We start from the raw sequence: 13534 nt of genomic DNA on the forward strand, positions 1-13534 counted from the left end.
CGGCGATGCTGATCAAGCGCAAAAGCGGCCAAAAGAACGGCGAGCTGTCTCGCTCCAAGCATCAGGCGGTGGCCGCAGGGCTCGCTGCGGGCGTTCTCGACCGCCGCGCATTCCTGCGCCGCTCAGGCCTCACCGCCGGCGCGCTGGCGGCCGCCGGAACGATCCAGCTCGGCGCGGTGCGGAAAGCCCAGGCCGCCGGCTCGTCGGCGGTCGGGCCGGACACGATCGTCAAGAAGAACATCTGCACCCACTGCTCGGTGGGCTGCACGGTGACGGCCGAGGTCGTCAACGGCGTGTGGGTCGGCCAGGAGCCGTCCTACGCCAGCCCGATCAACCGCGGCACGCACTGCGCCAAGGGCGCCGCGATCCGCGAACTGGTCTCGTCGGATCGGCGCCTCAAGTACCCGATGAAGCTCGAGGGCGGGCAGTGGAAGCGCATCTCGTGGGATCAGGCCTACGAGGAGATCGGCGACAAGCTGCTGGCGATCCGTGAGAAGAACGGCGCGGATTCGGTCTACTGGCTGGGGTCGGCCAAGTTCACCAACGAGGCCTCCTACCTGATGCGCAAGTTCGCCGCCCTGTGGGGCACGAACTCGATCGACCATCAGGCGCGCATCTGCCACTCGACCACGGTCGCGGGCGTGGCCAACACCTGGGGCTACGGCGCCCAGACCAATTCCTACAACGACATCCGCAACGCCAAGACGATGATCGTGCTCGGCGGCAACCCGGCCGAGGCGCATCCGGTCTCGCTCCAGCACGTGCTGTCGGGCAAGGAGATCAACCGCGCGAACATGATCGTCATCGATCCGCGCTTCACCCGCACCGCCGCGCACGCCACGGAGTACGTGCGCATCCGCTCCGGCACCGACATCCCGGTGGTGTGGGGCATCCTGTGGCACATCTTCCAGAACGGCTGGGAGGACAAGGACTTCATCGCCAAGCGCGTCTACGCGATGGACGACGTGCGCAAGGAAGTCGCCAAGTGGACGCCCGACGAGGTCGAGCGCGTCTCCGGCGTGCCGGGCGAGCAGCTCAAGCGCGTGGCGGAAAAGTTCGCCAAGGAGAAGCCCGCGACCCTGATCTGGTGCATGGGCGCGACCCAGCACACGGTCGGCACGGCCAACGTCCGGGCGCTGTGCATCCTGTGTCTCGCCACCGGCAACGTCGGCAAGCCGGGCACGGGCGCCAACATCTTCCGCGGCCACACCAACGTGCAGGGCGCGACCGATCTCGGCCTCGATGTGACGACGCTGCCGCTCTATTACGGCCTCGTCGAGGGCGGCTGGCGGCACTGGGCCCGCGTGTGGGACGTGCCCTACGAGTGGCTGCAATCGCGCTTCGATGAAGTCCCGGCGCAGGCCGGCCGCAAGGCCCGCTCGCGCAAGGAGAACATGGAATCGCCCGGCATCACCTCGACCCGCTGGTTCGATGCCGTGAACCTGCCTGCCGAGCAGATCGACCAGCGGAGCCCGATCAAGGCCTTCATGGTGTTCGGCCACGGCGGCAACACCGTGACCCGCATGCCCGAGGCGATCGAGGGCATGAACAAGCTCGAACTGCTGGTCGTCGCCGACCCGCACCCGACCACCTTCGCGGCGCTCGATGCTCGGCAGGACAACACCTACCTCCTGCCGATCTGCACCTCTCTGGAGATGGATGGCTCGCGCACGGCCTCGAACCGCTCGATCCAGTGGGGCGAGCAGATCGTCCAGCCGGCCTTCGAGTCCAAGAACGACTACGAGGTGCTCTACAAGCTCGCGGTGAAGCTCGGCTTCGCCGACAAGCTGTGCAAGACCATCAAGGTCGAGAACGGCGTCCCGGTCGCCGAGGACATCCTCCGCGAGATCAACCGCGGCGGCTGGTCGACGGGCTATTGCGGCCAGTCGCCGGAGCGGCTGAAGGCGCATATGCGCAACCAGCACAAGTTCGACCTCATCACGCTGCGCGCGCCGAAGGACGATCCGGAGGTCGGCGGCGACTATTACGGCCTGCCCTGGCCGTGCTGGGGCAAGCCAGAGCTGAAGCATCCGGGCTCGGCGATCCTCTACAACACCGAGATGCACGTGAAGGACGGCGGCGGCACCTTCCGGGCCCGCTTCGGTACGGAGCGCAACGGCCAGACCCTGCTCGCCGAGGATTCGTTCTCGAAGGGCTCGGACCTGACCGACGGCTATCCCGAGTTCACCTTCGGTGTGTTCAAGAAGCTCGGCTGGGACAAGGACCTGACCGAGGAGGAGCGCGCCACGATCCTCAAGATCGGCGGTGAGAAGCCCGACACCGTGAGCTGGGCCACCGACCTGTCGGGCGGCATCCAGCGGGTGTGCCTGGAGCACGGCGTGACGCCCTTCGGCAACGGCAAGGCCCGGGCCAACGCCTGGAACCTGCCCGACCCGGTGCCGGTCCACCGCGAGCCGATCTACTCGCCGCGGCCCGACCTCGTGGCGAAGTACCCGACCCGGCCCGACGAGCGGCAGCTGCGCGTGCCGAACATCGGCCTCACCGTGCAGAAGGCGGTAGTGGACAAGGGGATCGCCAAGGACTTCCCGATTATCCTCACCTCCGGCCGTCTGGTCGAGTACGAGGGCGGCGGCGAGGAGACCCGGTCGAACCCGTGGCTGGCCGAGCTGCAGCAGGACATGTTCGTCGAGATCAACACCGGCGACGCGACCGAGCGCGGCATCAAGGACGGCCAGTTCGTCTGGGTCTACGGCCCGGAGAACAAGTCCAAGGCCAAGGTGAAGGCGCTGGTGACCGACCGCGTCGGCAAGGGCGTGGCCTTCATGCCCTTCCACTTCTCCGGGTGGTACCAGGGCAAGGACATGCGCGACTACTACCCGAAGGGCACCGACCCGGTGGTGCTCGGCGAGAGCGTGAACACCGTGACCACCTACGGCTTCGATCCTGTGACGGGCATGCAGGAAACGAAGTGCACCCTGTGCCAGATCGCAGCGGCCTGAGAGGAACCGAACCATGGCCCGGATGAAGTTCCTCTGCGACGCGGATCGCTGCATCGAGTGCAACGCCTGCGTCACCGCCTGTAAGAACGAGCACGAGGTGCCGTGGGGCATTAACCGTCGTCGCGTCGTGACGCTGAACGACGGCAAGCCCGGCGAGCGATCGGTCTCGATGGCCTGCATGCACTGCACCGACGCGCCCTGCGCGGCGGTGTGCCCGGTGAACTGCTTCTACACCACCGCCGACGCGGTCGTCCTTCACTCGAAGGACATCTGCATCGGCTGCGGCTACTGCTTCTACGCCTGCCCGTTCGGTGCGCCGCAATATCCGCGGGTCGGCAACTTCGGCTCGCGCGGCAAGATGGACAAGTGCACCTACTGCTCGGGCGGCCCCGAGCCCGACTTCTCGACCGCCGAGTACGAGAAGTACGGCTCGAACCGCCTTGCGGAAGGCAAGCTGCCGCTCTGCGCCGAGATGTGCTCGACCAAGGCGCTGCTGGCGGGCGACGGCGAGATGATCGCCGAGATCTACAAGCAGCGGGTGATCAAGCGCGGCTACGGCTCCGGCGCCTGGGGCTGGAAGACGGCCTACCGCGAGACCGTTGCGATCTGATCCGGCGCCGCGGGCTCGATCGAGGCCCGCAGCACCCAACCCAGAAAACGCCCGGAAAGGAACGCCGATGCGGCGGGCAACGACCCTTCTCAGCACCCTCCTCGTCGCGGTGACGCTGGGCGTCGCCGCGCCTGCCTTCGCGCAGAACCCGATCCAGGCCGACGGCGTGAATCCGATGGGCGCGCGGCCGACGGCGGATTCGGTCAACGAGGAATTCCTGTTCAAGCAGGATTCGAAAATTCCGGGGCGGATTTCGATCCCCGATCAGAAAGCCGCCATTCTGATCCAGCCGCAGGGCCGCGAGTATCAGGCTTTCCGCGAGGGTTGGCTGCCCTGGATCGGCGCGCTCGTCATCCTCGGCATGATCGCCGCGCTCGGCGCGTTCTTCCTGTTCCGCGGCCGGATCATGATGGAGCACAGCCAGGAATCGGGCAAAAAAATCCTGCGCTTCAACGCCTTCGAGCGCTTCACCCATTGGATGACGGCGAGCTGCTTCATCATCCTGTCGCTGTCGGGCCTGAACTACATCTTCGGCAAGCGCCTGCTGATGCCGTTGATCGGACCCGATGCCTTCGGCGCGCTGGCGCAATGGGCAAAGTACAGCCACGTCTACCTCGCGTGGCCGTTCATGCTCGGCGTCGCCTTCATGTTCGTCCTCTGGATCAAGGACAACATCCCGAACAAGATCGACTGGGCCTGGATCAAGGCCGGCGGCGGCTTCATCGGCAAGGGGCATCCCCATGCCGCCCGCTTCAACGCCGGTCAGAAGGGCGTGTTCTGGATGGTCGCGGGTTTCGGCGCGGCGATGAGCGTCACCGGCCTGATGATGATCTTTCCCTTCGCGCTCACCGACATCAACGGGATGCAGGTGATGCAGGTGGTCCATTCGGTGATCGGCATCGTCTTCATCGCCGGCATCCTGGCCCACATCTACATCGGTTCGCTCGGCATGGAGGGCGCCTACGACGCCATGGGCAGCGGCAAGGTCGATCTCGCCTGGGCGCGGGCCCACCACGACCTCTGGGTCGAGCAGGAGCAGGCCCGCACCGCCAGCGGCCCGCAGCTCAAGGGCCATCCGGCTCCGGCCGAGTGAGACCAAGGGGGCGGCGGAAACCCGCCGTCCCGGCCAGCCGTTTTCGAACTGGAGCCGCTCAGGCTCCCTCGGGAAGAACCGCCCCATGAAAGCCTTCGCCGCCGCCGTGATCGCCGCCATCACCCTCGGGGTGCTGGCGATGTTCGCGCTCACCAGCAGCCAGAGATTCGCCTACCAGGCGTTCGCGACCTCCGGCGCGCGGGTGTCCGAGCCCGGCACCAACCTCGTCGGCCCGCGCTGGAACGGCGCGCCTCGCCCCGACGAGTTCGAGTCCGAGCCGCACGGCAAGGCCGAGGGTGAGGGCTCGCACCCGAAACGCTCGTGAACGAGCCGAAAGTGCTCGTGAGCATTTTCGCACTTCGATCCGCCTCAGGAGAGCGCCCGATGACCTCGTCCTCCCTCGCCCGCCGGCTGGCGGCCGGCATCGGCGCCCTTGCGCTCTCCGTCGGCGTCGCCGCGGCGCAGGACGCCGCTCCCCCGGTGCCCGAGCCCGGCAAGCCGGCCAACCTCTGCCAGGAACTGGTCGCCTTCGTGAAGCAGCCCGAGCCCTCCAAGCAGGCCGCGGCTACGCCGACGCAGCAGGCTACCGCCGTCTCGAACCCCTCGGGCAAGACCGAAGGCGGCAAGCCGTCGGACGCCGCCGGCACCGAGAAGTCGGCCGGCCTCAGCGGGACCGTCACCGACGGCGCGAAGGCGGAGGGCGACAAGGGCGCGGCGGCCAAGTCCCCCGAGGCGCAAGCCGCCGAGGCCAAGGCTGCCGACGCAAAGGCCGCGGAGGCCAAGGCGGTCGAGGGCAAGCTCGACGCCAAGACCGTCAACCCGGCGACCGATCCCCGCGCCCGCGCCAACGCCGAAGCCAAGGCGCCGCCGGCCCCCGGCACGCCCGGTCCCGGCCCGAAGCCGGATCAGGCCACGCTCGAGAAGATCGAAGCGGCCGCCGCCGCCAACGACCTGCCCGCCTGCCGTTCCGCCGCCCGCGCGATGCGCGTCGCGGGTGTGGTCATGCCTCCGCCGCTGCTGGGGCTCTCGGCGCTCGACCTGAAGTACTCGCAGCCGTAGGTTTCGGAACCGACCGGACGAGGCATCCTCCTCCCCACCGGAGGGAGGAGGTCCGAGGTGGGGTCGCGCAGGAGGCAGCGCTCCCGCCTCATCCTGAACCACCCCCACCCCCACAAGGGGGAGGGGACGGGCACCGAACGCGGCCCGGTCGGATTCGGCTGACGGTTACGGCCGCCGCCGCCGCCCGCCCATCGCGAGCGCCGCGACCGTCGCGGCCACACCGATGCCGATGGCCGTCGAGGCCAGTGGATGGAGGCTCGCCCGCGTGTAGGCGCTGGTGCGTTGGACATAGCCCGGCTGGTCGCCCCGTTCGCGGCCCGCGCCGCGGGGGGCGTGGAGCGCGCCTTCCGGCGCGCGCGGTGGGCCTTTCCGCTTCTGCATGGCGATGATCGCGGGCGCGAGCCGGTCGAATGCGCCGGGCGCGAACTCCTTGCCGGCCGTGAACAGCTTGCCGCCTCCGCCGACGACGATGTCGCGCACGGGATGCTCGGCCGCGTGCAGGATCGCGTTGGCGACCTCCTCCGGCGGATAGACCGGGGGCGGCAGCATCGGCTCGCGGTCCATGTAGTTACGGGCGCGGGCCGGTAGCGGCGTGTCGATCGACGCCGGCTTGACCAGCGTCACCGAGACCGGCGCCCCCTCGGCGATCAGTTCCATCCGCAGGGTGTCGGTGAAACCCTTCACCGCGTGTTTCGAGGCGGCGTAGAGCCCCTGGAACGGGAAGGCGAGGTCGGAGGCGACGCTGCCGACATTGATCAGCGCGCCGCCCCGCGCCCGCAGGTGCTCGGCGGCGACCAGCGAACCGTGGACCGTGCCCCAGAAATTCGTGCGGATCAGCCTCTCGTGGTCCTCCTGGGTGATCGCGCGCAGCGGCCCGTAGACCGTGAGCCCCGCGACGTTGACCCAGGTATCGATGCCCCCGAAGGTCGCCACCGCCCGCTCGGCCAAGTTCTCGATGTCTCGGCGCTCGCCCACATCCGTCACGACGGCGAGGGCGCGGGGCCCGATCTCGCGGGCGATTGCCTCCAGCACTGCGCCGCTGCGGGCGGCGAGGACGACGCGGGCGCCCCGGCGGGCCGCCCGGCGGGCGGTGACGAGGCCGATGCCGCTCGACGCCCCCGTGATGACGACGACCTGATCGCGCAATGGTTTCAGTCTCACGGGCGCGTTTCCTCGCTCGGCGGGGGCGACGGTTCTGTCGGATTCCTGCCCGGGAACCGCCCCATCGGCGCCCCTGTTCCGGGCGATGCGGCGCCGCCACGCCCTCCGGCCGACGCAACTCCCGTTAACCCTCGCTTCACCGTCCGATCCTAGCGGATCGGCATGGATCGAGCGCCTGCGCGCCGAAGTCCGGCCCCCCCGCACTCACCCCCTCAGCAAAAGCACACGACCATGACCGCCGCGGATCTCGACTCTCTCCTGTCGAACGCCGTCCTGCCTCATCTCGACATCTTCGGAGCCCTCGGGCTCTTCCTCGGCTTCGCCTCCGGCATCATGCCGCGGCGCAGTTTGATCCTCGTCGCGGCGGCTGCCTGCTCGGTTTGCTTCGCGCTGCATTTCGCGCATCTCGGCGCTTATACCGGCGCGGCGATGTGCTCCATCTCGGTGATGCAGAGCTTGGTCGCCGCGCTCGCCATCGGCGAGCGCGCCCGCCCGGCCTGGATCGTGCTGCTGTTCGCCGGCTCCAGCCTGCTCGCCGCCGGGCTGACGCTCGCCACCTGGAACGGCTGGCCCTCGGCCTGCGCCGGGATCGGCGCGCTGCTCGCGACGCTGGCCCGCCTCCAGGCACACCCGCAGGCCATGCGCCGCCTGTTCTTCGCCGCCTCGTCCTGCTGGGCCGTCCACAACTGGCTCGTCGGCTCGGTCTTCGGCCTGACCGGCGATTGCCTGACGCTGTCGGCGCTGGCCTTCGCCCTGCTGCGCGGCGCCCGGCCCCGCACCGCCGTCCCGGCCACCGCTTAACGCAGCAGCCAGCGCAGGGAGCGCCGCAGAGCCGGCGCCGCGTCGCGCTCGAACCATGCGCCGTGGGCGAACAGCACCCGCTGCGGCGCGAGCGCGACCAAAGCCGCCGCCGCCCGCGAGGCGGCCCGTCCGCCGAGGCGCACGGCGAGCCGCAGGTAGATCGGCGCCCGGCCATCGGGCGCCGTCGCGCCCGCGAGCCGCAGGGGCAGCCGCAGGTGCCACGGGAGTTTTTGCGGCTCCAGGTTCAGCACGAGGTCGGTGAGAATCAGGCTGCGCGAGGTAACGTGAAAGAACGCGACCTCGCGGAAGCCGAGGCCGCCCGGCACGACCGTCTGACGGATGTCGGCCGCCCACGCTTCCGGGCTCTGCTCGCCGAGGTCGCGATCGAGCCGCAACCGGCCCGCCTCGACCTTGCGCCGCACCGGACCGCGCTGCCGCAGGTTCGGCGCGGCCCACGTGACGGCGTCCGGAAAGCGCCTCTGCCACGCGGCCAGAAACATCCAGTGGGCGATGTTGGGCGCGACGAGATGGCGGATCGGCCCGATCCCCCCGATCGCGCGGGCCAGCCCCTCGTCGAACCGCGTCGGCGAGTGCAGCCAGACCGTGCCGTCGGAGAGCTTTGCGATCGTCATCCGCACCGGCAGCGGCAAGGGGGCGGAGAGCGGGCCGCTGTCGACGATCCAGAGATCGGGCGCGACCGGCTTCAGGGTGTCGAGGGGCGGGTAGGTGGTGTCGGTCAAAGGCGCGCCGTCGTGCTGGTTTCGGCGGCTGGGATGGACGCTCGTCCGGCTCGCGTCCACAACGTCGGATCGATTCCGATCATCGACAGCCCATTGGGCCGGCCTATCCCATCCACTCCCTCATCCTGAGGTGCCCGCCAAGGCGGGCACCTCAGGATGAGGAGCAGGGGGGAGACGTCGCAGAATCGAGATGCGTCTTTCTCGGTGGGCCAAGTCGAGAAGGCTATCGGTGATCGGTCGCGGCCCCGTCGGTTGGTGCGGAGCGCTGTTGGGGTGGACGGCCCCTGACGGCATCGGTGTGCCATGATGAGGTTGTCGAAGACTTCATCAGGAGCGACCGTGCATGGAGCGGTGTATCCGCATCGGGGTGGACACGTCGAAGCAGTTGTTTCGGCTGCGCGCGGTGAACGCGGCCGAGCAGCCGGTGCTGCGGCGCCGGTTGCGGCGTGGCTGGGGCTGACGCCCAAGCCCCCCTCGACGGCGGGCCGGACGCGGCTGGGGGGATCACCCGGGCGGGCGCCCCGATGCTGCGCAGCCTGCTCGTGGTGGGGCGGTCGCCGTCGTCTGGCGGGTGCAGGGTTCGAAGGCGAAGACCGGGCCGAAGACCGCGCAGAAGACCGGTAATGCGAGCGTGGGCGGGGACGAGCCGCGGTTGCCGGCCTGGGTGCGGGCGCTGCTGACGCCTAAAGCCGCCCAAGCTGGTGGCGCCGGCCAGCAAGTTCGCCCGCATCGCTTGGAGGCTGATACAGAGCGGCGAGCGCGGCCGGATGCCGGCCCTGCCTGCGGCGGGACCGGCATCCGGCCGCCGCTTGAGGGTGGCCCGAGCCGATCCGATCCGGCCCTTACACCGATCCGACCGTCCGCAGCCGCGCGCGCGGATGAATCTCCGCTTGGCTCATCACCGGCGTCTCGCGGCGGAAGCGTTCGATGATCGAGCGCACGAACGGGCGCGCCTGCACCGAGGTCACCAGCACCGGCATCTCGCCCATGCGGGCGGCCTGCTCGAAGCGGTCGCGCACGGTGTTGACGAACTCGGTGAGTTTCGAGGGCTGCATCGCGAGGTAGCGTTCTTCCCGCTCGCCGACGATTGATTCGAGGAAGGCCTGTTCCCAGGCGGGCGACAGGGTGATGATCGGCAGCGTGCCGTCCGGCCCCTGGTACTGCGCGCAGATCTGGCGGCCGAGGCGGGCGCGGACATGCTCGACGATGTCGCGCGGGTTCTTCACGTGGCCCGCCACCTCGGCGATGCCCTCGACGATGGCGCCGAGGTCGCGCACCGAGACCCGCTCGGCCAGCAGCAATTGCAGCACCCGCTGGATGCCGGTGGTGGCGATCTGCGAGGGCACCACCTCCTTCAGGAGTTCGGTGTGGTCCTTGGGCAGCTCGCGCAGCAGCTTCTGCACCTCGACGTGGTTCAGAAGTTCCGAGACATGCGCCTTGATCACCTCGGTCAGGTGGGTCGAGATGACGGTCGCGGCATCGACCACGGTGTAGCCCTTGAGCTGCGCCTGATCCCGCAGGCTTGCATCGACCCAGGTCGCGGGCAGACCGAAGGTCGGCTCCATCAGGTGCAGGCCGGGGAGCTGCACCTGTCCCCCCATCGGGTCCATCGCCATGAATTGACCGGGAAAGACCTGACCCGTGCCGGCCTCGATCTCCTTGACCCGCACCGTGTAGGTGTTGGCGTCGAGGCTGACGTTGTCGAGGATGCGCACCGACGGCATGACGATGCCGAGTTCCGCCGCGAGCTGGCGGCGCAGCGCCTTGATCTGGTCGGTGAGCCGGTCCTGGCCCTCGCCGTTGACGAGCGCGAGCAGCGCGTAGCCCATCTCGAGCTTGAGGTCGTCGAGCTTGAGGAGGTCCGTGACCGTCTCCTCCGCCGGCGCGGCACCCGGTGCGGCGGGGGTGCCGTCGGCGTTGGTGACGGGAGGCGGCGTCTCGCGCTGCGTCTTGGCGATGCGCCACGCGGCGTAGCCCGCGGCCGCGCCGAGCCCGACGAAGGGCAGCATCGGCATGCCGGGCAAGAGCGCGATCAGCCCCATCACGCCCGCCGACATGCCGAGCGCCTTCGGGTAGTTCGCCATCTGCTTGCCGAGCGCCTTGTCGGCGGAGCCCTTCACGCCCGCTTTCGACACGAGGATGCCCGCCGCCGTCGAGACGATCAGCGCGGGCACCTGGGAGGCCAGCCCGTCGCCGATGGTGAGGAGCGTGTAGGTCTTGGCGGCCTCCGCGAAGCCGAGCCCCTGCTGGGCGACGCCGATGATGATGCCGCCGACGACATTGATGCCGGTGATGAGGAGTGCGGCCACCGCGTCGCCGCGCACAAACTTCGAGGCGCCGTCCATGGCGCCGAAGAACGAGGATTCCTCCTCCAGCGCCGAGCGGCGGGCCTTGGCGACCTTCTCGTCGATGAGGCCGGCGGAGAGGTCGGCGTCGATCGCCATCTGCTTGCCGGGCATGGCATCGAGGGTGAAGCGGGCGGCGACTTCGGCGATGCGCCCCGAGCCCTTGGTGATGACGACGAAGTTCACGATGATCAGGATCGCGAACACGATGATCCCGATGACGAAGTTGCCGCCCATCACGAAGTGGCCGAAGGCCTCGATGACGTGGCCGGCCGCGGCCGTCCCCTCGTGGCCGTGGCCGAGGATGAGCCGGGTCGAGGCGAGGTTGAGCGCCAGCCGCAGCAGGGTCGCGACGAGCAGCAGCGTCGGGAAGACCGTGAATTCCAGCGGGTTGTCGATGAACAAACCCGTCATCATGATCAGCACCGAGAGGATGATCGAGACGGCGAGCAGCAGGTCGAGCAGGATCGCGGGCAGCGGGAAGATGAGCACCGTCAGGATGCCCATCACCGCGGTGGCGAAGAACAGGTCGGTGCGCTTCGTCAGCGCCTGAAGGCTGGCGCGGTTCGGCATGAAGGCGGAGAAGGCGCCCAAACCTCCCGCCGCGGCGGCGCCCGCCGACTCGCTCATCTCGACACGATTCCCGTACGGGCCGACGCGCCCACCCGGCAGGATTTGCCGGGTGCAGGGTTAGCAAGTCGTTAACGGCGGCTCGGGATCGGAACCAAGCCGAAAGGCGCGGGCTTGGTGGAACGGATTGCTCGGACGCTTGAAAGGAACATCGCCATGGCAGGACGCGCCGTCACCGCGCTGTTCGACAGCCACGAGGACGCCGCCCGCGTCGTCGATCGGATCGAGGCCGAGGGCGTGCCGCACGCCGAGATCGGCATCGTCTCGCTTGAAAACGACGGGCCGTTGCCGCCCACCACCGCCGAGCCCGGCCCGGCGCGCTCCGGCGAGGCCGAGGCCGCCGACGGGGCCGGTGCGGGCGCCACCGTCGGCACCGTGCTCGGCGGCGGGGCCGGCCTGCTCGCGGGGCTCGGCCTGATCGCGATTCCCGGTATCGGGCCGTTCGTGGCGGCGGGCTGGCTGATCACGGCCCTATCGGGGGCGGGCGTCGGCGCAGCCGCGGGCGGGCTGATCGGCGCGCTCACGGGCGCGGGCCTCAGCGGGACCGATGCCGAGACCTATGCCGAGGGCGTGCGTCGGGGCGGGACCCTGGTGACGGTGCGGGCCGACGGCGACCTCGCCGAGCGGGTGGTGGCGCTCATGCGCCGCGGCGGCGCGGTCGATCTCGACGAGCGGGCGGAGGGCTGGCGCGCGCAAGGCTGGAGCGGCAGCCCGCCCGCGCCGGTTGCAATCGCCACGCCCGAGTCCGATCTGGAGCCGGCGCTCGCGCCCGACCCGGTGAGTCCGGCCGACCCCGGCGCCGCGCCCCCGACCCGGCGCCCGCCGGGCGCGATCGGTTGACGGCGTGGGTCTGTGAGTGCCCTCAGCTGAACACGTATTTGCGGAGCACCACCGAGAAGCCGAACATCAGCATCGCTACGAGGGCACTGATGCTCGACCACAGGGCGCGCTTGGGCTCGGTTGAGGAAACCGGCATGATCGGCTCGACCACCGGCGTGAAGAACTCGACCTGCCGGCTCGCCAGGATGCGGCTGGCCTCGTTGGCGGCCAGCACTCTGCCGTAATAATCCTCGGCGTCCTTGCGCTGGTTGTCGTAGGCCTCGAACTGGCTGAGCAGGTCCGCCAGAACCTTCTTCTGGTTCGGGTCGGTGCTCGCCATCTGGCGTTCGATCTTCTCGATGTTGTCGTCGAGGTCGCGGATCTGGGCCTTGATGTCGCGGATCGGGCGGGTGTCCGGGCCGAGGTCGCGCAGGCCCAGGGTGAGCTGCACCGCCAGATCGATGCGCTGCTTGCGCAGCCCCGAGATCATGGTCAGGTTGTTGGTGTTGGTCGCCGCCGCGTCGAGCACGCCGCCGGCATTGCGCAATTCGCGCACCGCCATGCGGGTCTTGATCATGCGCTCCTCGGCGCGGGCCAGCTCGCGGGTGGTCTCGCTGAGCGCCGCGCTGCGCGCCTTCACGCTCAGCTCGTTCATCTTCCGCTCGCTCTCGGCGATCAGCGCCTGGGCGAGCCGGTACGATTCCTCCGGATCGAAGGCCGCGACCGAGAGCGTGACGATGCCCGACTTGGTGTCCGTCGAGGTGACGACCCGCTTGTTCCAGTAGCGCAGGAAGCGCTCGATCGGGGCGTCCTTCGGGCCGCGGGAGAACACGTCGATGCTGTCGCGGGTGAACATCTCCCGGATCGGCAGCTGCTTTTCCAGGGTCTCGACCATCTGGCGGCTGTCGATGTAGTTCGCCGTGATGATCGTGTCTTGGATGATCATCTGCTTCGGCAAGCTGTCGTCGGTGCCGGTCTTCTCGGCGTTGACCTTGTCGATGTTGCCGAGCGCCGGCCGCAGGGCGAACCGGGCCTCGGTCACGTAGCGGTCCGAGGCGACGAGATAGAAGTAGCCGACCATCGTCAGGGTCGGCAGCACGAACACCAGTAGGAACAGCAGCGGGACGACCGTGTCGCGCTTGACGTGGGTCCGATAGGCGCGGATGCCCTTCTTCCGGTCGGTGTGGCGGGCGATGCGGGCGAAGCGCTTGAGCGACTCGGCGACCGCCGTGGAACGTTCCCCGGTGGTCAGGGGCGCACCGGCCGGATTGGTGATTTCGGTGCTCATTCGCCCTCGATTGCGCCCTCGATTGCGC

General features: G+C 69.3%; 11 protein-coding genes and 2 pseudogenes. 9 read left to right on the forward strand and 4 right to left on the reverse strand.

The genetic code is table 11. From position 1 onward, the window contains the following. Positions 1-5 precede the first annotated feature (5 nt). From ASG52_RS24210 to ASG52_RS24230, 5 genes are all read left to right on the forward strand, one after another. Positions 6-2960, forward strand: coding sequence for a formate dehydrogenase subunit alpha (locus ASG52_RS24210; protein ID WP_056249049.1), 2955 nt, complete (start codon positions 6-8; stop codon positions 2958-2960). A gap of 13 nt (positions 2961-2973) precedes the next feature. Next, positions 2974-3570, forward strand: coding sequence for a formate dehydrogenase FDH3 subunit beta (gene fdh3B / locus ASG52_RS24215; protein ID WP_003605051.1), 597 nt, complete (start codon positions 2974-2976; stop codon positions 3568-3570). A gap of 67 nt (positions 3571-3637) precedes the next feature. Then, a complete protein-coding gene (locus ASG52_RS24220; protein ID WP_056249054.1) occupies positions 3638-4663 on the forward strand; it encodes a formate dehydrogenase subunit gamma in 1026 nt (341 codons plus the stop codon). Positions 4664-4748: 85 nt separating this feature from the next. Then, positions 4749-4988 carry a hypothetical protein gene (locus tag ASG52_RS24225; protein ID WP_056249055.1) on the forward strand — a complete coding sequence of 80 codons (240 nt, stop codon included), beginning with the start codon at positions 4749-4751 and terminating at the stop codon, positions 4986-4988. 59 nt (positions 4989-5047) lie between these two features. Further along, positions 5048-5722, forward strand: a complete 675-nt coding sequence (locus ASG52_RS24230; protein ID WP_056249058.1) for a hypothetical protein — start codon at positions 5048-5050, stop codon at positions 5720-5722. A 165-nt stretch (positions 5723-5887) separates the two neighbouring features. Here the strand turns inward: ASG52_RS24230 and ASG52_RS24235 are convergent, their stop codons facing one another. Next, complete coding sequence (locus tag ASG52_RS24235) at positions 5888-6883, reverse strand: SDR family oxidoreductase (RefSeq protein ID WP_056249062.1); 996 nt, start codon at positions 6881-6883, stop codon at positions 5888-5890. A 231-nt stretch (positions 6884-7114) separates the two neighbouring features. Between ASG52_RS24235 and ASG52_RS24240 the strand changes: the two genes are divergently transcribed. Next, complete coding sequence (locus ASG52_RS24240) at positions 7115-7684, forward strand: YgjV family protein (RefSeq protein WP_156384111.1); 570 nt, start codon at positions 7115-7117, stop codon at positions 7682-7684. Here the strand turns inward: ASG52_RS24240 and ASG52_RS24245 are convergent. After that, positions 7681-8424: a DUF4336 domain-containing protein gene (locus ASG52_RS24245; RefSeq protein WP_056249065.1), complete on the reverse strand. Its 744-nt coding sequence runs from the start codon at positions 8422-8424 to the stop codon at positions 7681-7683. The genes ASG52_RS24240 and ASG52_RS24245 overlap by 4 nt on opposite strands. Positions 8425-8767: 343 nt before the next feature. Here ASG52_RS24245 and ASG52_RS28825 point away from each other — a divergent pair. Further along, positions 8768-8872, forward strand: a pseudogene (locus ASG52_RS28825) (IS110 family transposase); the annotation flags it as partial. Beyond that, positions 8866-8978 (forward strand): annotated as a pseudogene (locus ASG52_RS28830) (transposase); the annotation flags it as partial. The pseudogenes ASG52_RS28825 and ASG52_RS28830, both read left to right, overlap by 7 nt. 288 nt (positions 8979-9266) lie before the next feature. Here ASG52_RS28830 and flhA read toward each other — a convergent pair. Beyond that, positions 9267-11399, reverse strand: a complete 2133-nt coding sequence (gene flhA, locus ASG52_RS24250) for a flagellar biosynthesis protein FlhA (RefSeq protein WP_056249068.1) — start codon at positions 11397-11399, stop codon at positions 9267-9269. A gap of 156 nt (positions 11400-11555) precedes the next feature. Here flhA and ASG52_RS24255 point away from each other — a divergent pair, with 156 nt between their 5' ends. Then, entirely contained in the window at positions 11556-12239 is a 684-nt protein-coding gene (locus ASG52_RS24255; protein WP_056249072.1) for a hypothetical protein, read from the forward strand. Between the two features lie 22 nt (positions 12240-12261). Here ASG52_RS24255 and ASG52_RS24260 read toward each other — a convergent pair whose 3' ends face one another. Then, positions 12262-13506: a KpsE/RkpR family capsule polysaccharide export protein gene (locus ASG52_RS24260; RefSeq protein WP_056249076.1), complete on the reverse strand. Its 1245-nt coding sequence runs from the start codon at positions 13504-13506 to the stop codon at positions 12262-12264. Positions 13507-13534: the final 28 nt, after the last annotated feature.

Source organism: Methylobacterium sp. Leaf456 (assembly GCF_001425465.1).
Taxonomy (GTDB): Bacteria; Pseudomonadota; Alphaproteobacteria; order Rhizobiales; family Beijerinckiaceae; genus Methylobacterium.